Source organism: Nocardioides sp. NPDC127514 (genome assembly GCF_040302125.1).
Lineage (GTDB): Bacteria > Actinomycetota > Actinomycetes > Propionibacteriales > Nocardioidaceae > Nocardioides.
In genome coordinates this window covers 55,710-74,812 of the sequence record NZ_JBEORF010000004.1, presented here as the reverse complement: position 1 = coordinate 74,812, position 19,103 = coordinate 55,710, and the positions used below count along the sequence as shown (strand labels likewise).

The following is a 19,103-nucleotide window of genomic DNA, read 5'->3' as shown; positions in this document are numbered from 1 at the left end:
ATGGAGCGGCCGTGGCCGCTGACCGGCCGGGACGAGGAGCTGCGCAGGGTGGCGGCGGCGATCCGGCCCGGTGCGGCGGGCGTCATCGTTGCGGGTCGGGCGGGGGTGGGGAAGACCCGGCTCGCCCGCGAGGCGTTGGCGGCCGCTGCCGGTCACAGCGGATCGGTCGTCTTCGCCCAGGGGAGCTCGGCCGCCCGGCAGTTCCCGCTCGGTGCGTTCGCCGGTCTGCTCGACGTCCCGCCCGGCGAGGCGGCCGAGACCATCAGCAGGGCGCTCGACCAGATCACCCGGCAGCTGCCGATCGTGCTCACCGTCGACGACGCTCATCTGCTCGACGAGCACTCCGCGATCGTGATCCATCGGGTGGTGGCCCGGCGGATGGCTCCGGTGCTGATCACGCTCCGCACCGGTGAGCCCGCGCCCGACATCGTGACCTCGCTGTGGAAGGACGAGCACCTCCCGCGCCTGGACCTGGCGCCGTTGGATGCCGAGGAGAGCACCCGGCTGATCGCCCGGGTGCTCGGCGGTCCGGTCGACACGGACTCCGCGCACCGGCTGTGGACGATGACCGAGGGCAGCCCGCTGTTCCTGCGGCACCTGCTTGCCGGCGAGGTGGCGACAGGGAGGTTCACCGCGGCGTCCGGGATCTGGCGGTGGACCAGCGAGCCGGCGATCTCGCCGGAGCTCGCCGGTCTCCTGGAGCGGGAGATCGGGGACCTCGCGGCCGGGGTGCAGGACGTCGTCGACGTGGTCGCCCTGGCCGAGCCGGTGGCGGTCGCGACTCTGTCCGCGCTGACCTCGGCAGCCGACCTCGAGGAGGCGGAGGAGCGTGGGCTGGTGCGTACTGACGGAGTGGTCGCCCGGCTCGCACACCCCCTCTATGGCGAGGTACGCCGCACCGCGATGGGCACGCTGCGTGCCCGTCGCCTCCGCGGCCGGGTGGCGCTCACCCTGGACCCGGAGCCGGACCCGATCCCCCGCGCCGTACTGACCCTCGACTCCGACCTGCCACCGGAGCCGGCGCTGTTCCTGCGGGCCGCCGAGGCCGCGACCCGGATGTACGACCTGCCGCTGGCCGAGCGGCTGGCACGCGCGGCCGCTGCCACCGGCGACATCGCCGCGAGGGTCGTGCACGGCGCGGCGCTCTCCTGGCTCAGCCGTGGGGAGGAGGCCGAGGCGATCCACGAGGACATCGTCGCCACGGCGTCCGACCCCGGGCTGCTCGCGATGGTGCAGCTGCACCGCACCGGCAACCTGCTCTTCACGATGGCCCGGCCCGACGAGGCCCATCAAGCACTGGCCGCCGCCGAGGCCACCGGGGCAGCCCCGGCCCACGTCGCCGCCATGTCGCTCGTCCTGGATCTGGTGGACGGCGAGATCTCGGGCGTGCTCGCCCGGGCGCCGCAGCTGCTGCGGAGCGAGGTCCCCGACGACCTGGCCGGCATCCTCGTGGCCACCGCCGCGTCCGCGGCGGCCGCCGTCACCGGTGACCGCGAGCTCCTCGACGAGGCCGCGATCGTGGGTGGGTTGACCGCAGACCGGGTGCCGACCGTCATCCCCGGTTTCGGGCTCGCCGACTTCCAGGTGCTCGGGCACCGTCTCGCGGGCACACCGGACCGGGGCACGGACCTGGCCCGGAGGATGCGGGCCGCCTCGGCCGACCTCCCTGGGCCGGCCAGGCTCATGGGGCTCGTCGTCGCAGGTCACGCGGCCCTGGCCGAGGGCCGCCTGCTCGATGCCCTCCTCTCGTTACGCGAGGCCTGGGCCGCGCTGGACGGCTCCGGCCACGAGTTCCGGTTCCGGTGTCGTACGTTGCTGGCGACCGCCCTGGCGCAGGCCGGCCAACCGGAGAACGCGGCGCCGCTGCTGGCCGACGTCGCTGCCGGGCACCATCCGGCGTACCGGCTCTATCTGCCTGATGATCGCCTGGCACAGGCATGGGGTGCCGCGGCCGCGGGATGGACGACGGAGGCGATCGGCCACGCGGTCGCCGCGGCGGATCTCGCTCGCGAGGCGGGTTCGCCGGCGTACGAGGTTCTTGCCTGGCAGACCGCGGTCCAGCTCGGCGACACGACGGTGGCGCCGGCCCGCCGGCTCGCCCCGCTGGCCGGACTCGGCCCTCGCGCCGACACGGCCCTGGCCCACGCCCGGGCCTGGGCCGACGAGGACGGCGACGCGCTGCTCCAGGTGGCGCATGCGTGGGCCCGGCTCGGTGACCTCGTCGCCGCGGGCGACGCCGCCGCGCAGGCCGCCGACGTGCACCGCCGCGCAGGGCGGCAGGGGTCGGCCCTGACCGCGGCGGCCACCGCGGCGAAGCTGGCCGAGCGGTCGGGTGCCCGCACCCCGGCGTTGGTGGTCGCGGCCCGGCCGCTGCCGCTGACGGCCCGCGAGCGCGAGATCGCCGCCCTGGCCGCCCGAGGGTTGTCGAACAAGGACATCGCGGCGCGACTGACCCTGTCGGTACGCACCGTCGAGGGCCACCTCTACCGGGCCGGCCACAAGCTCGGCGTCTCCGAACGTGCCGGGCTGGCCGACCCTCTCGGAGTCGAGTAGCGCACTACTCGCACCACCCCGGCTCCAGCGGCGGATGCTGAACGCACCCAACCGGAGGAGGAGTCATGAGCACCACCTACGTACGGCCCGACGAGGGCCGGCACATTCCGATGATCGACGGTGACCACATCGCGAAGGCGGCCGTGAAGGACGCCCAGGGTGCGTTCGAGGTCTTCGAGGTCGTCGCCCCCGCCGCGCCGATGGCGCCGCCGCACGTCTCGCCGTGGAGCGGGGTGCTGTACCTGCTCGAGGGTCGCGTCACCGCGTACGTCGACGGCACGGCCTACCACGTGGAACCGCACGGGATGGTCGTCTGCCCTGCGGGGACGCCCCTCACCTTCGAGGTCGTCGGCGACTCCGCCCGGTTCCTCGCGATCACCACCGGCGACGGCGCCGGCCGCTTCTTCGCCGACTTCGCCAGCTCCGTTCCCGCCGACCAGCCGGCCGCGGACTCGATGGCCGCGATCATGTCGGTCACCGAGCGTCATGGCGTCGCCCTCGCCGGGCCGACCCATTGACAAACTAGTCGCGTGTGTTGATTCTGTGAGACATGTCAAGCGATATGTCTCACAGAGTCGCCACGTACGTCCCTCCGACCGGCGCGTCCTGGGCCGACCCGTGGCCGATGTACGCCGCGCTGCGCGAGCACGACCCGGCCCATCACGTCGACCGGGGTGACTACTGGGTCCTGACCAGGCACGACGACGTCTACGCGGCGGTGCGCGACCACGAGACGTACAGCTCGACCGGAGGGCTGACGACCGCTCATGACGAGCTCGACCGGATCGGGCTGGCCGACAACCCGCCGATGGTGATGACCGATCCGCCGACGCACACGGCGTTCCGGAAGCTGGTGAACCGCGGGTTCACCCCGAAGCAGGTCGAGGACGTGACTCCCCGGGTCACCCAGTTCGTCGTCGAGCGGGTCGAGCAGCTTAGGGCCGCGGGCGGCGGCGACATCGTCGCGGAGCTGTTCAAGCCGCTGCCGAGCATGGTGGTGGCCCACTATCTCGGCGTCCCCGAGGTGGACTGGGGCCGCTTCGACGTGTGGACCGACGCGATCGTGACGGCCAACGCCGCTCAGGACGAGAGCAGCGGGGCCGGTGCCGCCGCCGAGCTGATGGGCTACTTCGCCGAGCTCATCGAGCGCCGCCGGCGGGAGCCCGGCGACGACACCGTCTCCCATCTCGTCGCCGCCGGGCAGGCCGATGATGACGCCGGCCTGCTGCGGGTGCTCGCGTTCGCCTTCACGATGGTCGCGGGCGGCAACGACACGACGACCGGGCTGCTGGGTGGTGGCCTCCCGCTGCTGGCGGACCGCCCCGACCAGCGCGAGCTCGCCCTGCAGGACGTCCCGGCCGCCGTCGAGGAGCTGCTGCGGCTCACCTCGCCCGTGCAGGGGCTCGCTCGGACCACCACCCGCGACGTCACTCTCCACGACGTCACCATTCCCGCGGGCAAGAAGGTCCTGCTCTGCTACGCCGCAGCGAACCGGGATCCGCGCGCCTTCGGCGCCGACGCCGAGGAGCTCGACGTCACCCGCCGGCCCCGGCAGATCCTGACCTTCGCCCAGGGCGCGCATCACTGCCTGGGCGCGGCGGCCGCCCGGATGATGGGCCGGGTGACGCTCACCGAGATACTCACCCGGATGCCGTCCTTCACCGTCGACCACGACTCCCTGCGATGGGCGCCGGGGAGCTACGTACGCAGGCCCGTCAGCCTTCACGTCGAGGTGACGGCGTGAGCTGGCTCGAGGCGGAGCGGACCGAGCTCGCCGCCGAGCGGATCCTCGACGCCGCGGGCGCGCTCTTCGTGGAGCGGGGCGTCGACAAGCCGGGCATGGACGAGGTCGCCCGCGCGGCCGGCTGCTCGCGCGCGACCCTGTACCGCTACTTCGAGAACCGGCAGGCGCTGATCTACGCCTTCGCCCACCGCGAAGCGCGGCTCATCACGAAGCAGGTCGGGGAGGTCGCGGCCGAGGTGACCGACTCCCGCAGTCGCGTGGTCGAGGCCGTCGTCGCCTGCCTCGCCGCCGTGCGCGAGCGCCCCCACCTCGCCGCCTGGTACGCGGGTGACAGCACTCTCCTCCGCGAGGTCCTCCACGACTCCCCTGTCATCCGCGGCGTCGCCCAGAGCTACCTCGCCTCCGACTCGGAAACCACCGATCCCGACCTCGCCGACTGGATCCTGCGGATCATCCTGTCGTTCCTCTCCAACCCCGGCGACGACGAAGAAGCCGAGCGCCGCCTGCTGGAGCGGTTCCTCGTGGTGCCGGCAAGCAGCTAGACCCGTCAGCGGCGGGCGGCCGACGGGGCGGTGCCGTACTTCTGTCGGTGTGCGGCGGCGAAGCGGCTCGCGGAGGAGAAGCCCCAGCGCGCCGCGACGTCGCCGACGCTGGCGGTGGGGTCGGTGGTGAGGTCGGCGTGGGCGCGCTGGAGCCTGATGTCGAGGAGGTAGCGGGAGGGTGCGCAACCCAGCCACTGCTGAAAGCCCTCCTGCAGGCGGCGGACGCTGGTGCCGGCAAGGGTGGCCATGTCGGCGGCGGTCCAGGCCCGGGCCGGGTCGTCGTGGAGGGCCTCGACCACGCGGCGGATCGTCCTCGGCTGCGCAGTTGCGGTGACGCCGCCGTCGGGGCAGCACATCTCCATCAGGCCGGCGGCGACCGCGCCGGCGAGCTGGCGGCGTACGAGCTCGCTGTCGGCGAAGAGGTCCGGGTCGTGCAGGTTGGCGGCCAGGCTGGTGATCAGGCGGTGCCAGGCGCGACCGCGGCCGCGTTCCAGCGACAGCTGCTCCGGGAGGATGGCGCGGGTGTTGACGCGGTCGGTGCCCAGGATCCGCTCGGTCTCGACCTCCAGCCAGTCGCTGTCGAACTTCACGCCGAGCACGGTGCAGGTCGCGTCCCAGTGGGTGATCAGGGACGGGGTGTCGGCCCGGAAGACGGTGCCTTGGCCGACCACCGAGGTGATCTCCCCGAACCGGCCGCGGCTCTCCAGGTGGCCGGTGATCGGCATGTTCACCTCGTACGCGCTCGGGTAGTCGCACTCGATCGCGACGTCCGCGCCCCAGCCGACGTGGCCGATCAGGACCGGCCCGAGATCGAGCGTACGCAGCGTGAGCCGCGGCTCGTGCGCGCCGCCGACCGGCCGGAGCTCGTGCGGGAAGTACGCCTGGGCCACGACGCGCGAGGCCTGGCCCCAGTCCCTGGGAGCGGCTCGCATACGACCGGACATGCCGCTGAGCGTACCTGAGACGAGCGTCACAAATCGGCCGCGCTCAGGGTGCCGAACCCGCGCAATCCGTGTCGCCGCTGCGTCGGGACCGACCTACTTTCGAGTCCTGTTCGGAACCTCCGACCCTCCCGAGGAGCACCCATGACGACCACGCAGCAACCCGGCAAGCAGGACCTCTCCTGGCTCGACGACGTGACGATGACCGAGCTGGAGCGGAACCCCTACCCGACCTATGAGCGCCTTCGCCGCGAGGCGCCGCTCGCCTTCGTCCCGGTCCTCGGCTCCTACGTCGCCTCCACCGCGGAGATCTGCCGCGAGGTCGCCACCAGCCCCGACTTCGAGGCGGTGATCACCCCGGCCGGCGGACGTACGTTCGGGCACCCGGCGATCATCGGCGTCAACGGCGACATCCACGCCGACCTGCGCGGCATGGTCGAGCCCCAGCTCCAGCCGGCCGAGGTCGACAGCTGGGTGGACGACCTGGTCCGCCCGATCGCCCGGAACTACGTCGAGCAGTTCGAGGACCGCGGCCGCGCCGAGCTGGTCGCGGAGTACTGCGAGCCGGTCTCCGTACGCTCGCTCGGCGACCTGCTCGGGCTGCAGTCGGTCTCCTCCGACAAGCTCCGCGAGTGGTTCCACAAGCTGAGCGTCTCGTTCACCAACGCCGCGGTCGACGAGAACGGGGAGTTCACCAACCCCGACGGGTTCACGCCCGGTGACGAGGCCAGGGCCGAGATCCAGGCGGTCGTCGACCCGCTGATCGACCGGTGGATCGAGCACCCCGAGAACACCGCGATCTCCCACTGGCTCCACGACGGCATGCCGCCGGGAAAGACCCGCGATCGCGCGTACATCTACCCCACCATCTACGTCTACCTGCTGGGCGCGATGCAGGAGCCCGGCCACGGGATGGCCTCGACCCTGGTGGGGCTCTTCAGCCGGCCCGAGCAGCTGGAGGAGGTCGTCGACGACCCGTCGCTGCTGCCGCGGGCCATCTCCGAGGGCATGCGCTGGACCTCCCCGATCTGGTCGGCGACCGCGCGGATCAGCACCAAGCCGGTCACCATCGCCGGCGTCGACCTGCCCGCCGGGACCCCGGTGATCCTCTCCTACGGCTCCGCGAACCACGACTCCGGGAAATACGATGCGCCGACGGCGTACGACCTGCACCGGCCGCCGCTGCCGCACCTCGCCTTCGGCGCCGGGAACCACGCGTGCGCCGGCATCTACTACGCCAACCAGGTGATGCGGATCGGGCTCGAGGAGCTCTTCGAGGCGATCCCGAACCTGGAGCGCGACACCGGTGAGGGCGTCGAGTTCTGGGGCTGGGGATTCCGCGGCCCGACCAGCCTGCACTGCACCTGGGAGGTCTGAGCGATGTCCGCCGCGATCAGTGTCTCCGGCCGCCGCGTCGAGTGCGCCGAGGACCAGTCGATCCTGGAGGCGTTCCTCCGCGCCGGCGTGTGGATGCCGAACTCCTGCAACCAGGGCACCTGCGGCACCTGCAAGCTGCAGGTCCTGTGCGGCGACGTCGACCACCGCGACTCGCCGCTCGAGACGCTGACCGCGGACGAGCGCGCGAGCGGTCTGGCGCTGGCGTGCCAGGCCCGGCCGCTCGAGGACACCGAGGTCGCTCTGCGTGGCACGGAGGCGGGCCGCGCCACCCATCCGCTCCGTGACCTCACCGCCACCGTCGTCGACGTCGAGGACATCGCCCGCGACACCCGGCGCGTCCGGCTCGGTCTTGAGGAGCCGCTCGCGTTCTCGGCGGGACAGTACGTCGAGCTGCTCGTCCCCCGCACCGCCGAGCGCCGCCAGTACTCGCTCGCCAACACCGCCCAGGAGGACAAGGTCCTCGAGCTCCACGTACGCCGCATCCCCGGCGGCGTGGCCAGCGACTGGCTCTTCGGGCCGGTGTCGGTCGGCGACCGGGTCGAGGTACGCGGTCCGCTGGGCGACTTCCACGTCCCGGACGCGGACCAGGACGCGGGCGAGCCGATGGTGCTCATCGGTGGCGGCACCGGTCTGGCGCCCCTGCTGGGCATCGCCCGCACCGCGCTCGAACGCCACCCCGACCGGGTGATGGTGCTCTACCACGGCGTACGCACCGAGGCGGACCTCTACGACAACGACCGGCTCGCGGAGCTGGCCGAGAGGTACCCGAGCTTCAGCTTCGTGACCGTGCTCTCCCGGGAGGCGCGACCCGGTCACCGCACCGGCTACGCGCCCGACGCCTTCGTCGAGGACGTCGCCAGCGCCCGCGGCTGGTCCGGGTGGCTGTGCGGCTCGCCGGCGCTGGTCGAGGCCGGGGTCAAGGCGTTCAAGCGGCGCCGGCTTGCGCCCCGGCTCATCCACCGCGAGAAGTTCGAGCCGGCCGACGGGCTCGGGCCGGGCTCCTGACCCGGGAAAACGCCGGCGCCGAGATCGGTTCTTGCCGAGATATATCACGAACCCCCAGGATGGAGCCCGAGCGACCGGATGCCTCCGGCGCCTCGAGAGGAGAGACATGCAGCAGGTCAAGGCCGTCGTCGCCCGTGCCAAGGGCGCGCCCGTCGAGCTCGTCACGATCAACGTCCCGGACCCGGGACCGGGCGAGGCGGTGGTGAAGATCCAGTCGTGCGGGGTGTGCCACACCGACCTGCACTACCGCGAGGGCGGGATCAACGACGAGTTCCCGTTCCTCCTGGGTCACGAAGCCGCCGGGATCGTCGAGACGGTGGGTCCGGACGTGACCGACGTGGCACCGGGCGACTTCGTAGTGCTCAACTGGCGCGCGGTCTGCGGCAGCTGCCGGGCATGCAAGCGCGGTGAGCCCCAGTACTGCTTCGCCACGTTCAACGCCACCCAGAAGATGACGCTCGAGGACGGCACGGAGCTCTCGCCCGCGCTGGGCATCGGCGCCTTCGCGGAGAAGACGCTGGTCGCGGCGGGTCAGTGCACGAAGGTCGACCCGGAGGCCCGGCCTGCCGCTGTCGGACTGCTCGGCTGTGGCGTGATGGCCGGTATCGGTGCCGCCATCAACACCGGCGGCGCGACCCGTGGCAGGTCGGTGGCGGTCATCGGGTGCGGCGGTGTCGGAGTGGCGGCGATCGCCGGTGCGGCCCTGGCCGGGTCGAGCCCGATCATCGCCGTCGACATCGACGCGAAGAAGCTGGAGCGTGCCGCGGCCATGGGCGCGACGCACACCGTGGACTCCTCGCAGACCGACCCGGTCGAGGAGATCCGACGGATCTGCTCGGAGACGTACGAAGGTGCCGAAGGCGCCGACATCGTCGTCGAGGCGGTCGGGCGCCCGGAGACGTGGAAGCAGGCCTTCTACGCCCGCGACCTGGCCGGCACCGTCGTCCTCGTCGGTGTGCCCACGCCCGACATGACGGTGCCCGAGATCCCGCTCATCGACGTCTTCGGACGCGGTGGCGCCCTCAAGTCCAGCTGGTACGGCGACTGCCTCCCCAGCCGCGACTTCCCGATGCTGGTCGACCTCTATCGCCAGGGGCGGCTCGACCTGGACGCCTTCGTGAGCGAGGAGATCGGGATCGAGGATGTCGAGGCGGCCTTCGAGAAGATGCATCACGGTGGCGTGCTGCGTTCGGTGGTGGTCCTGTGACCGGCGTACGCATCGACCACGCCGTCACGAACGGCACGTTCAGCCTCGACGGCGAGACCCACCAGGTCGACAACAACCTGTGGGTGATCGGTGACGACGAGGAGTGCCTGGTCATCGACGCCCCTCATTCGGTCGAGGACATCCTGGCCGTGGTGGACGGTCGCCGCGTGAAGGCGATCGTCTGCACGCACGCCCACGATGACCACGTACGCGTGGCGCCGGCGCTGCGAGAGGCTGTCCGGGCCCCGATCCTGCTGCATCCCGACGACCGGCCGCTGTGGGAGCTCACCCACTCGGACGAGCTGTGGGACGCGGACCTGTCCGACGGCCAGGTCATCGAGATCGGCGACACCTCGGTGACAGTCCTGCACACGCCGGGTCACGCGCCCGGGGCGGTCTGTCTGTCGGTGCCGTCGCTGGGGTGCGTCTTCACCGGGGACACCCTGTTCCAGGGCGGTCCCGGGGCGACCGGGCGCTCGTTCAGCGACCGGCCCACGATCGAGTCGTCGATCCGGGCCAAGCTGTTCACGCTTCCGGGAGACACGGTCGTCCACACCGGGCACGGCGACGACACCACGATCGCCGCCGAGGCCGCCGGTCTGGGCTGACGCAGGACCCCGGCTATCCGCGTCGCTCGGCGGCCGCAAGCTCCGCGCGCATCCAGGCGCACCACTCCAGTGCCGTACGCCGTGACCGGATGCCTCCTTCGAGGGTGATCCGAGTGGCGAACAGCGGGTTCGACGGGTCGCGGACGCCGGGGCGGTCGGCGATCTCGGCCAGCTCCTCGAGGTAGCGGTCGAGTACGCCCTGATGGGCCGCCTCGAGCCGGCAGACCAGCTCGGTGGCGGCGTCGGGCTCGACGGTCCAGATGGACCACAGCCGAAGGACCTCCAGGTCACGGACCGGCTGGGGCTCGAGGTCGCCGACGACCCAGGCAGCCAGGGCGGCCCGACCGGTCTCGGTGATCCGGTACCGCTTCGTCGGCCTGGGGCCGGCGCCCTCGATGACCTCGTGGTCGACCAGGCCGGCGGCGTCGAGACGGTTCAGCTCCGGGTAGATCTGGGAGTGGCGGGCGGTCCAGAAGTAGCCGATCGGCTGGCGCATCCGCTGCGCGACCTCGTAGCCGGTGCTCGGCCGCCGTGCCAGCAGCCCGAGGATCGCGAAGCCGAGGTTGGAAGCGGTCACCCCGGGATCATTCATATGTCAATATTGACATATGCGGAGCATGAAGGGCGTAGCGGCCGGGGCGGCGATCCTCGGCCTGTTGCTGGCAGGCTGCGGCGCCGACGACGCCGACCCGGCGAAGGCGAAGGCGAAGGAGTCGGGTCCGGTGCTGCCCACCGACGGGCCGTACATCGAGGGCGAGCTCGGCGGCTGCTTCCTGCCGGAGACCGACGCCGGGGTGGAGCCGATGCAGGTCTCCGGCAAGAAGCTCGAGCTGCCGGCCATTCGCTTCTCCCCGCCGGACGGCCAGGACCCGTCGGCGGTGCTGGTGATGCTCCACCAGACCGACGGGGACCGCTGCGGCTGGGGAGACTTCGCGATCCTGGCGGCGCTCCAAGGCGTCGCCGGCGTCTCGTTCGACCTCTGCGGCTACGGCGATGCCGACTGCGGGATCAAGGTCCCCGACGACCCGGTGCCGCAGGTGCAGGCCGTGCTGAGCGAGGTCGAGAAGCAGTGGCCGGATGCGCCGGTCGTGCTCGTCGGCGCCTCGATGGGAGGCAGTCAGACCGTCCGGGCCGTCGCCGCCGGCGTGGACGTCGACGGTTGGGTCGACCTGTCGGGGCCGTCGAACTGGGCCGGCGTCGACCTGGCCTCGGTCGCCGACTCGATCAGCACGCCGGGCCTGATCGCCATCGCCGAGGACACCGACGGCGCCGAGGAGGCCGAAGCGGCCCGAGCGTTGGCGAAGGCCACCTCTTCGGAGTTCGTGCCCGCCGACGCCGGACACGGCTGGGAGCTGGTGCTGGAAGAGGGCCGGCTCACGCCGCTCGGTCAGCAGGTCCTCACGTACGCCACCAGCTGATTCTCCTCCCTGATCCTGCCCGCAAGACTCTCCGATCGGGGAGGTTGCTGCGCTCACGCCGTGATTAACGTGCGAACGGTCACCCCGTGAGAGGAGCAGCAGATGGAACCCCAGAACGAGTCGAACCCGGTCGACATCGCCAGCGACGTCGCCACCGAGGACCTCATCGAGGAGGTCTCGATCGACGGAATGTGCGGCGTCTACTGATGCCCGATCGCATGCTCGAGGAGCCGTGGACACTCTCGCCCTCGGTGGCGCTGCGTCCTGAGCCCTTCGGGGCCCTCGCCTACCACTTCGGCAACCGGAAGCTGACCTTCCTCAAGCGGCCGGAGCTGGTCGAGGTGGTCCGGCTCCTCGAGCAGCACCCCCGTCTCGGCAGCGCGCTCGACGCGGCCGGCATCCCGCCGGAGCAGCACGACGCGTACGCAGCGGCGCTCCGCGCCCTCGCCGAGACCGACATGATCCGCCCCCGCCATGAGGAGGCAGTGTGACCCTCGCACCAGAACGCCCCACCACTCCCCAGGGCCGTCCCGCAGGCGGCAGCCTCGTCGAGCAGTTCGAGTTCGGCCTCGACGCCCCGATCTGTCTGACCTGGGAGCTGACGTACGCCTGCAACCTCGAGTGCGCCCATTGCCTGTCGAGCTCGGGACGGCGCGACCCGCGCGAGCTCAGCACCGAGCAGTGCAAGGCGGTCATCGACGAGCTGCAGCGTATGCAGATCTTCTACGTCAACATCGGCGGCGGCGAGCCGACGATCCGCCCCGACTTCTGGGAGCTCGTGGAGTACGCCGTCGACCACCAGGTCGGCGTGAAGTTCTCCACCAACGGCTTCCGGATCACCCCCGAGCGCGCTGCCTTCCTGGCCTCGACCGACTACGTCGACGTGCAGATCTCTCTGGACGGCGCGACGGCGGAGGTCAACGACCGGGTCCGCGGAGCCGGCTCGTACGACACCGCGCTGCTCGCGTTGAGGAACCTTCGCGACGCCGGCTTCTCCGACGCCAAGATCTCCGTGGTCTGCACGCGGGAGAACATCGGCCAGCTGGACGACTTCAAGGCCATCGCCGACGAGCACGGCGCGACCCTGCGCCTCACCAGGCTGCGCCCGTCGGGTCGCGGCGCCGACGTCTGGGACGAGCTGCACCCGCTGCCTGAGCAGCAGCGCGAGCTCTACGACTGGCTGATGGCTCATGGCGAGGACGTCCTCACCGGCGACTCCTTCTTCCACCTGGCCGCTTACGGCGAGTCGCTCCCCGGGCTCAACCTGTGCGGCGCCGGACGGGTAGTGTGCCTGATCGACCCGATCGGCGACGTCTACGCCTGCCCGTTCGCGATCCACGACCAGTTCCTGGCCGGCAACCTGCTCGGTGAGGGCGGATTCCAGGAGGTCTGGCAGACCTCCGCGCTCTTCCAGGAGCTCCGCTCGCCGCAGACCGGCGGAGCCTGCACGAAGTGCCAGCACTTCGACGCCTGCCGCGGCGGCTGCATGGCCGCCAAGTTCTTCACCGGGCTGCCATTGGACGGCCCGGACCCGGAGTGCGTCCAGGGCTACGGCGAGACGGCGCTCGCCGGCGACCGGCTCGTCCCGCAGGCGAGCCAGGACCACTCCCGCAGCCAGGCCAGCCGCAACGCACCTGTGCTGCTCAACCTCGGTGCCACCAGGCGGCGCCCCGTCTCCGCCTGCAACGAAGACCCGCTCGCCGGAGGTGACCTGTCATGAAGCTCGAGAACCCCTGGAAGAAGAACCCGTGGTTCGAGTCGGTCGCGGTGGCCCAGGAACGTGCCCGGCGCCGGCTGCCCAAGCCGGTCTACGGCGCGCTGGTCGCCGGCTCCGAGCGCGGCCAGAGCATGACCGACAACCAGGCCGCCTTCGCCGAGCTCGGCTGGGCGCCCCACGTCGTCGGACAGCACGCCAAGCGTGACCTGGGCACGACCGTCTTCGGCCACTCCGTCCCGCTGCCGGTCCTGATCAGCCCGACCGGCGTCCAGGCCGTGCATCCCGACGGCGAGGTCGCGGTCGCCCGTGCCGCCGCGGCCCGCGGCACCATCATGGGGCTGTCCAACTTCGCCTCGCGGTCGGTGGAGGAGGTGGCGGCGACCGGTGCCACCACGTTCTTCCAGATGTACTGGACCGGCGACCGTGACACGATGATCCAGCGCATGCAGCGGGCGCACGCCGCCGGCGCCCAGGGCCTGATCGCCACCCTCGACTGGTCCTTCTCGATCGGCCGTGACTGGGGCAGCCCCGAGATCCCGGAGAAGGTCGACCTGCGGACGATGCTGCGGCTGGCGCCGCAGGTGGCGGCCCGGCCCCGGTGGGCGTGGCAGTTCGGGCGTACGGGCTCCTTCCCGGATCTCACCGCGCCCAACCTCGCCCCGCCGGGCGGCAGCGCGCCGACGTTCTTCGGCGCCTACTACGAGTGGATGACCACTCCGCCGCCGAGCTGGGACGACGTCGTCTGGATGCGCGAGCAGTGGCACCAGATCAGCGGCACGCCGTTCGTGCTGAAGGGCGTGTGCCGGGTCGACGACGCGCTCCGCGCGGTCGATGCCGGGGTCGCGGGCATCTCGGTGTCCAACCACGGCGGGAACAACCTCGACGGCACCCCGGCCGCGATCAGGATGGTCAAGCCGATCGCCGACCGCGTCGGGGACCAGGTCGACGTGGTGATGGACGGAGGCGTACGCCGCGGCTCCGACGTCGTCAAGGCGCTCGCGCTCGGGGCGAAGGCGGTGCTGATCGGCCGGGCGTACCTGTGGGGTCTGGCCGCCAACGGCCAGGCCGGGGTCGAGAACGTCCTCGACGTGCTCAGCGGTGGCATCGACTCGGCGCTGCGGGGGCTCGCGGTCGGGTCGGTCGCCGAGCTGAGCCCGGAGCACCTGATCGTCCCGGACGGCTTCCATGTCCACGCTGGCTGATGCCACCTGGCCTGAGGTGGGCAGGGGCACGGTCCTGCTGGTGCCCGTCGGATCGCTGGAGCAGCACGGACCGCATCTGCCGTTCGACACCGACACCACCATCGCGGCCGCGGTCACGCAGGGGGTGGCCGAACGGCTCGCGGAGCAGGGTGTCCAGAGCTGGGTGGCGCCGCCGATCGCGATCGGCTCCAGCGGCGAGCACCAGTCGTTCCCCGGCACGGTGTCGATCGGGAGCGATGCGCTCCATCTGGTCGTCGTCGAGCTCGTCCGTTCGGCCCGCACCTGGGCCGAGCGGGTGGTGCTGGTCAACGGCCACGGTGGCAACGCCGCCGCACTGACCAGCGCGGTCAACCAGCTCACCTTCGAGCGGCAGTCCGCGTGCTGGCTGCCGTGCCGCACCGAGGAGTTCGACCTGCACGCGGGCCGCACCGAGACGTCCCTGATGCTGCACCTGCGGCCCGAGGCCGTACGCATGGACCTGGCCGAGCCCGGCGACACCCGGCCGCTCGCGGAGATCCTCCCGGCGATGCGGGCGGGCGGGGTCGCGGCGGTCTCCGCCAACGGCGTGCTCGGCGACCCGACCGGCGCCACCGCGGCGCAGGGAGCCGAGGCGCTCACCCTGATGATCGAGCAGACCACGATGGACGTGCTGGCTCCCGGCGGCGTGGCAGTGGGGTGAGATTCCCGACCGGCTTCCGGGTCCGAGTCCGGGAGGACGTACGCCGCATCGACCGGCGGCTGCTGGTCGGTGGTTCGCCGCTGCGTGCCGTCCGGCTCACCGATGCCGCACTGGCCCGTCTCGACGACGGCGAGGTCACGGTGGTCGACGCGGCCACGGAGGCGCTCGCGGCCAGGCTCGTCGACGGGAACCTGGCCGATCCCGTGCTCAGCGGCCCCGGGGTGGACCCGGCTGAGCTCACCGTCGTGATCCCGGTGCGCGACCGCCCCGACCAGCTCGACCGTGCGCTCGGCCCGCTGGCCGGTCTCGAACGCATCGTCGTCGACGACGACTCCCACGATCCCGACGCGGTCGAGAAGGTGGCCCGTCGCCACGGGGCGCGCATCATCCGGCTGCCGGAGAACCTCGGCCCGGCCGGCGCGCGCAACGCGGGCCTGCGGGCCGTCCGCACCCCGTACGTCGCCTTCGTCGACTCCGACGTCACGGTCGAGGCGAGCACGCTCCTGGCTCTCTCTCGCCACTTCGCCGACAGCCGAGTCGCGCTGGTGGCGCCGCTGGTCCGCAGCCGCGCACGCAGCCGGGCGCCACGGTGGTTCGAGCGCTTCGACGAGGACGACTCCTCGCTCGCGCTCGGTACCCGGGCCTGCGTCGTACGTCCCGGCGCCGCGGTGGGCTGGCTGCCCAGCGCCTGCCTGGTCGGACGTAGGTCCCGGCTCGGCCAGGGCTTCGAGGAGTCGATGCGGGTGGGCGAGGACGTCGACCTGGTGTGGCGGCTGGTCGAGGCCGGCGAGGTCGTCCGCTACGACCCGGACCAGGTGGCCTGGCACGACACCCGCACCACGATCCGCGGCTGGCTGGGCCGCAAGTACCTCTACGGGACCGGCGGCGCCGATCTCGCCGTCCGGCACGGTCGCAAGGGTGCCCCGGCGGTGATGACCGCCAGCATGGCCGCCACCGCGGCCGCGCTGATGGTGCACCGCCGGTGGTCGCTCCCGGTGGCCGCGGTCGGGATCGCCTACGGCACGCTCTCGCTGCGACGACGGCTGCCGGAGACCCCCGGCCGCGATCTTCTCGCGGTCCAGCTCTGCGCCCAGGGCCTCGGCTGGACCATCCGCCAGGAGGCCGCGCTGCTGCTGCGGCACTGGTGGCCGCTGACCGCGCTCCTCGCCCCGCACAGCAGGCTCCTGAGGCGCGCCCTCGCCGCCTCGCTGCTCGTCGACGTGGTCGTCGCCCAGGTCGACAACCCCGGCACGAGATACCGGCCGCTGGCCCGGCGGCTGGACGACATGGCGTACGGCGCGGGGCTCTGGGCCGGCGCGTTCAGAGCACGTTCGGTGACCTGTCTGCTGCCGCGCCGACCCGGCCAGAAGACCGGCCAGAAGACCGGCCAGGGCGGCACCTCTCCCAACGGGTAGGTAGGCCCCTCCCGGGCCGGGCTGTTTCCCGTTCCTCGCCTGTTCGCGGCTCTGTCGGCGTACCTAATGTGCTGAGCGTCACACACCAACCGGAGGTTTGCCATGCAGGTCGACGAACTACTCAAGCCCTTCCCCATCAAGGAGTTCCACCCGTTCCCTCGAGCCCTCATGGGCCCCGGCGCTCACGAGATGATCGGGCCCGAGGCTCTGAAGATGGGCTTCCGCAAGACCCTCGTGATGACGTCCGGCCTGCGCGGCACGGACATCGTCACCAAGATCGTCGAGTCGATGAAGTACCACGGCCTCGAGGTCGTCGTGTACGACAAGGTCGAGTCCAATCCCAAGGACTACAACGTCATGGACTCGGTGAAGCTCTACCAGGAGAACGAGTGCGACTCGTTCGTCTCCATCGGCGGCGGCTCGTCGCACGACGCCTGCAAGGGCGCGCGCATCTCGGTCGCCCACGACGGCCGTAACGTCAACGAGTTCGAGGGCTTCAACATGTCCGAGAACCCCAAGAACCCGCCGCACATCGCCGTCTCGACGACCGCCGGCACCGGATCCGAGACGTCTTGGGCGTACGTCATCACCGACACCACCACCGACCCGGACAACCCGCACAAGTACGTCGCCTTCGACGACGCCTCGGTGGCCAGCCTGGCGATCGACGACCCGGTGCTCTACTTCGACTGCCCGGTCGACTACACCGCGCAGTGCGGCTTTGACGTCCTGGCGCACGCCAGCGAGCCGTACGTCTCCCGGATCAACTTCCAGCCATCGCTCGGCAACGCGCTGCACGCGATCAAGCTGACCTCGGAGAACCTGCGGCAGGCGGTCTGGAACGGCCAGGACCTCGGCGGCCGCGAGGGCATGATGTACGCCCAGTACATCGCCGCTCAGGCGTTCAACTCCGGCGGCCTCGGCATCATCCACTCGATCAGCCACGCCATCAGCGCGTTCTACGACACCCACCACGGCCTCAACAACGCGATCGCGCTGCCGCGGGTGTGGGCGTTCAACATGCCCACGCACTACAAGCGGTTCGCCGACATCGCCCGCGCGATGGGCGTCGACACCCACGGCATGACCGACGTGCAGGCCGCCGACGCGGCGCTCGCCGCGGCCATCCGGCTGCTGCGCGACGTCGGCATCACCGAGCGGTTCGTCGACGTCAAGCAGGACACGTACTCGAAGAACCGGCTCGGCCAGGGGCCGACCGCGTACTACGAGAACGCCAAGGAGATCGTCGGCGACGACACCGACGTCGACCGGATCACCAACCACGTCCTGGGTGACGCCTGCACGCCGGGCAACGCCAAGGAGTGCACGTTCGAGACCGTACGTCCGGTGGTCGACCACTGCCTCAACGGCGACCTGGACGACCTGCTCGGCTGATCGGCCCGCCTGATCCCGCGAACGTGGCGGGTCCGGCCCGCTGAGATCACCGGCCGGACCCGCCACCTCGCCCCATCCACCACCTCGAGGAGTGCACGTGTCGACCACCACCGAACCGATCCAGGGCTTCACCGACGTCGAGAACACCCGCGCCCAGCTGGCGACGTGCGGCTACCTCGCCGACGACCGGCTCGCCACCACGGTCTTCCTGCAGACCCGGCTGGAGAAGCCGGTCCTGCTCGAGGGCCCGGCCGGCGTCGGCAAGACCCAGCTGGCCGAGAGCCTGGCCGCCGCGACCGGACGGCGCCTGATCCGGCTGCAGTGCTACGAGGGCCAGGACGAGACCAAGGCGCTCTACGAGTGGGACTACGGCAAGCAGCTGCTCTACACCCAGATCCTGCGCGAGAAGATCGGTCAGGTCGTCGAGGACGCCGCCGACCTGAACGAGGCCGTCGAGAGGATCGCCAAGCAGGACTCGGTGTTCTTCTCCCAGCGGTTCCTGGCCGCGCGCCCGCTGCTCGAGGCGATCGACTCCGACACCCCGGTGGTGCTCCTCATCGACGAGGTCGACCGGGCCGACGAGGCCCTGGAGGCGGTGCTGCTCGAGCTGCTCGCGGAGTTCCAGATCTCCATCCCCGAGATCGGCACCGTGACCGCCCGGACGATGCCGTACGTCGTCCTGACCTCGAACAACACCCGCGACCTCTCCGCCGCGCTCAAGCGCCGCTGCCTGCACCTCTTCCTCGACTACCCCGACGCGGCCCGCGAGCTGGAGATCATCCGGTCCAAGGAGACCGGGCTCGCCGACTCGCTCGCCGCGCGCCTCGTCGACATCGTCCGGGGCATCCGCGAGCTGGAGCTGCGCAAGGCGCCCAGCATCTCCGAGACCGTCGACTGGGCTCGTACGCTGGCGGTGCTCGGCGTCGAGGAGCTCACCGCCGACGTGCTCTCGACGACCCTCAACGTGGTGGTGAAGTACGAGCGCGACCTCAAGCGGGTGATGGAGGCGCTGCCGCGGCTGGTCGACCCGAACGCCGAGGTCCCCGACCACCTGCACGGCCACGGGCATGGCCATGGTCACGGACACTCCCACGGCCCGAGCGATGACGATGTCGACGGCCGCGCCGAGCGGAAGGCGAAGGACCAGCCCGGCCGGCACAACGCGGGCTACTACGGCGGTGCCGGCGGCACCGGGCCGCGTACGGCACCTTCGGTGTCCACCAGCCAGGGCAGCCGGGCGTTCCCGTCGGCCCGCAAGCGCCCGGTCTGAGCCGGGATC

At 71.6% G+C, this 19,103-nt stretch carries 19 protein-coding genes; 17 read left to right on the top strand and 2 right to left on the bottom strand.

Features of this window, described 5'->3' with window-relative positions; all coding sequences use genetic code 11:
* The 4 genes from ABTX24_RS04265 to ABTX24_RS04250 all read left to right on the top strand — a co-directional run bounded on the left by ABTX24_RS04265 (position 1) and on the right by ABTX24_RS04250 (position 4,839).
* The gene (locus ABTX24_RS04265; RefSeq protein WP_350837660.1) at positions 1–2,553 is read left to right on the top strand and encodes a helix-turn-helix transcriptional regulator; all 2,553 of its coding nucleotides are present in this window, start codon (positions 1–3) and stop codon (positions 2,551–2,553) included.
* A gap of 65 nt (positions 2,554–2,618) precedes the next feature.
* Positions 2,619–3,071: a cupin domain-containing protein gene (locus tag ABTX24_RS04260; RefSeq protein WP_350837658.1), complete on the top strand. Its 453-nt coding sequence runs from the start codon at positions 2,619–2,621 to the stop codon at positions 3,069–3,071.
* 44 nt (positions 3,072–3,115) lie between these two features.
* Positions 3,116–4,297 (top strand): cytochrome P450, encoded by a 1,182-nt coding sequence (locus ABTX24_RS04255; protein ID WP_350837656.1) that lies wholly within the window; start codon positions 3,116–3,118, stop codon positions 4,295–4,297.
* Positions 4,294–4,839, top strand: coding sequence for a TetR/AcrR family transcriptional regulator (locus ABTX24_RS04250; RefSeq protein WP_350717485.1), 546 nt, complete (start codon positions 4,294–4,296; stop codon positions 4,837–4,839). Before ABTX24_RS04255 ends, ABTX24_RS04250 begins: the two co-directional genes overlap by 4 nt.
* 5 nt (positions 4,840–4,844) lie before the next feature.
* Here the strand turns inward: ABTX24_RS04250 and ABTX24_RS04245 are convergent, their stop codons facing one another.
* Complete coding sequence (locus tag ABTX24_RS04245; protein WP_350837654.1) at positions 4,845–5,783, bottom strand: AraC family transcriptional regulator; 939 nt, start codon at positions 5,781–5,783, stop codon at positions 4,845–4,847.
* 141 nt (positions 5,784–5,924) lie between these two features.
* Between ABTX24_RS04245 and ABTX24_RS04240 the strand changes: the two genes are divergently transcribed.
* The 4 genes from ABTX24_RS04240 to ABTX24_RS04225 all read left to right on the top strand — a co-directional run bounded on the left by ABTX24_RS04240 (position 5,925) and on the right by ABTX24_RS04225 (position 9,998).
* The gene (locus ABTX24_RS04240; RefSeq protein ID WP_350837652.1) at positions 5,925–7,157 is read left to right on the top strand and encodes a cytochrome P450; all 1,233 of its coding nucleotides are present in this window, start codon (positions 5,925–5,927) and stop codon (positions 7,155–7,157) included.
* A 3-nt stretch (positions 7,158–7,160) separates the two neighbouring features.
* Positions 7,161–8,183, top strand: coding sequence for a 2Fe-2S iron-sulfur cluster-binding protein (locus tag ABTX24_RS04235; protein ID WP_350837650.1), 1,023 nt, complete (start codon positions 7,161–7,163; stop codon positions 8,181–8,183).
* A 106-nt stretch (positions 8,184–8,289) separates the two neighbouring features.
* Entirely contained in the window at positions 8,290–9,390 is a 1,101-nt protein-coding gene (locus ABTX24_RS04230; protein WP_350837648.1) for an S-(hydroxymethyl)mycothiol dehydrogenase, read from the top strand.
* Positions 9,387–9,998, top strand: coding sequence for an MBL fold metallo-hydrolase (locus ABTX24_RS04225; protein WP_350837646.1), 612 nt, complete (start codon positions 9,387–9,389; stop codon positions 9,996–9,998). Before ABTX24_RS04230 ends, ABTX24_RS04225 begins: the two co-directional genes overlap by 4 nt.
* 13 nt (positions 9,999–10,011) lie before the next feature.
* Here the strand turns inward: ABTX24_RS04225 and ABTX24_RS04220 are convergent, their stop codons facing one another.
* Positions 10,012–10,575: a PadR family transcriptional regulator gene (locus ABTX24_RS04220; RefSeq protein ID WP_350837644.1), complete on the bottom strand. Its 564-nt coding sequence runs from the start codon at positions 10,573–10,575 to the stop codon at positions 10,012–10,014.
* A gap of 31 nt (positions 10,576–10,606) precedes the next feature.
* Here ABTX24_RS04220 and ABTX24_RS04215 point away from each other — a divergent pair, with 31 nt between their 5' ends.
* From ABTX24_RS04215 to ABTX24_RS04175, 9 genes are all read left to right on the top strand, one after another.
* Positions 10,607–11,416 carry an alpha/beta hydrolase gene (locus ABTX24_RS04215; RefSeq protein WP_350837642.1) on the top strand — a complete coding sequence of 270 codons (810 nt, stop codon included), beginning with the start codon at positions 10,607–10,609 and terminating at the stop codon, positions 11,414–11,416.
* A gap of 102 nt (positions 11,417–11,518) precedes the next feature.
* Positions 11,519–11,623 (top strand): mycofactocin precursor MftA, encoded by a 105-nt coding sequence (mftA, locus tag ABTX24_RS04210; protein ID WP_008355686.1) that lies wholly within the window; start codon positions 11,519–11,521, stop codon positions 11,621–11,623.
* Complete coding sequence (gene mftB, locus ABTX24_RS04205) at positions 11,623–11,907, top strand: mycofactocin biosynthesis chaperone MftB (RefSeq protein WP_141802063.1); 285 nt, start codon at positions 11,623–11,625, stop codon at positions 11,905–11,907. The genes mftA and mftB overlap by 1 nt, the downstream gene beginning before the upstream one ends.
* Complete coding sequence (gene mftC, locus ABTX24_RS04200; protein WP_350837640.1) at positions 11,904–13,136, top strand: mycofactocin radical SAM maturase; 1,233 nt, start codon at positions 11,904–11,906, stop codon at positions 13,134–13,136. Before mftB ends, mftC begins: the two co-directional genes overlap by 4 nt.
* A complete protein-coding gene (gene mftD / locus ABTX24_RS04195) occupies positions 13,133–14,335 on the top strand; it encodes a pre-mycofactocin synthase MftD (protein ID WP_350837638.1) in 1,203 nt (400 codons plus the stop codon). The genes mftC and mftD overlap by 4 nt, the downstream gene beginning before the upstream one ends.
* Entirely contained in the window at positions 14,319–15,014 is a 696-nt protein-coding gene (gene mftE / locus ABTX24_RS04190; RefSeq protein WP_350837636.1) for a mycofactocin biosynthesis peptidyl-dipeptidase MftE, read from the top strand. The genes mftD and mftE overlap by 17 nt, the downstream gene beginning before the upstream one ends.
* Complete coding sequence (gene mftF, locus ABTX24_RS04185) at positions 15,011–16,429, top strand: mycofactocin biosynthesis glycosyltransferase MftF (RefSeq protein ID WP_350837634.1); 1,419 nt, start codon at positions 15,011–15,013, stop codon at positions 16,427–16,429. The genes mftE and mftF overlap by 4 nt, the downstream gene beginning before the upstream one ends.
* A gap of 102 nt (positions 16,430–16,531) precedes the next feature.
* Complete coding sequence (mdo, locus tag ABTX24_RS04180) at positions 16,532–17,824, top strand: NDMA-dependent methanol dehydrogenase (protein ID WP_160026054.1); 1,293 nt, start codon at positions 16,532–16,534, stop codon at positions 17,822–17,824.
* Between the two features lie 97 nt (positions 17,825–17,921).
* Positions 17,922–19,094: an AAA family ATPase gene (locus ABTX24_RS04175; protein WP_350837632.1), complete on the top strand. Its 1,173-nt coding sequence runs from the start codon at positions 17,922–17,924 to the stop codon at positions 19,092–19,094.
* The last annotated feature ends 9 nt before the right edge of the window (positions 19,095–19,103 follow it).